The following is a 261-nucleotide window of genomic DNA, read 5'->3' on the forward strand; positions in this document are numbered from 1 at the left end:
AGGGCAAGCAAAACCTGTGACGCCACAGCCAGAACAAAAAGCTCCGGTTGTTATACAGTATGTCTCGCATATGGACTATGGCTTAACCGGAAGCGTTACCATCAGAACTGTATATCAGAACACCGGAAATATCGCTCCGAATACAGAGTTTTTTTTACATGGCTCTACTTTTCCTAGTGCAGTTTCCGGCCCATATTATTTTGGCTTCACAGGAGGTGGTAGCATCGGCACTACCCCGGGAATAGAGTATCATAATGGTTT

At 45.2% G+C, this 261-nt stretch carries 1 protein-coding gene; it reads left to right on the forward strand.

Going from position 1 to position 261, the window contains the following annotated elements; translation table 11 throughout:
- Nucleotides 1–16: 16 nt before the first annotated feature.
- On the forward strand, nt 17–261 hold a 245-nt coding region (locus HBA93_RS21820; protein WP_221724643.1), incomplete at its 3' end, for a hypothetical protein.

This window comes from Ochrobactrum sp. SFR4 (assembly GCF_019730395.1).
Taxonomy (GTDB): Bacteria; Pseudomonadota; Alphaproteobacteria; order Rhizobiales; family Rhizobiaceae; genus Pseudochrobactrum.